General features: G+C 60.1%; 1 protein-coding gene. It reads left to right on the top strand.

The features are described from left to right. The first annotated feature begins 210 nt into the window (after window positions 1-210). Complete coding sequence (locus ENZ75_RS34100; RefSeq protein WP_027160508.1) at window positions 211-396, top strand: hypothetical protein; 186 nt, start codon at window positions 211-213, stop codon at window positions 394-396. The last annotated feature ends 15 nt before the right edge of the window (window positions 397-411 follow it).

Here is a 411-nt window from a genome sequence, read left to right as displayed (position 1 = left end):
GGGCGGAGGCGTGGACGGGAATAAGCGGCCCGCCCCCGCCAACACCTTTCGAAACTCATTTGCATGCAAATGTTTCCGGATCGTCTGATCCGGAAACCAAAACGCTGTTTTCGTGAAATTCGCCAGATACATGGCAGGCGCATTCAACCGGCATCGAACGGCAGGCAGGAAATATCTTTCAGCCGCCGCAACGCTCCAGGGGAGACAACGATGTCAATGCTCGAAAGCCTGAGCCGCTATGGCACCGCCATCAGACAAGCCCATGACCGCAGCAAGGCGCGGCGCCTGCTGAACAGCCTGCCGCCCGAAATCCAGAAGGACATCGGCTGGCCGGTGTCGCCGCGATCCAGTGAAAGGGCATCCCTCAGCAACGCTATCTGGAGCGCCGCGCGCTGATGACCTTCGCCGAGA

Source organism: Mesorhizobium sp. M7A.F.Ca.CA.002.04.1.1 (assembly GCF_004022805.1).
GTDB lineage: Bacteria > Pseudomonadota > Alphaproteobacteria > Rhizobiales > Rhizobiaceae > Mesorhizobium > Mesorhizobium ciceri.
The sequence above is the reverse complement of the archived record's forward strand: the minus strand, read 5'-3'. Positions and strand labels throughout refer to the sequence as shown.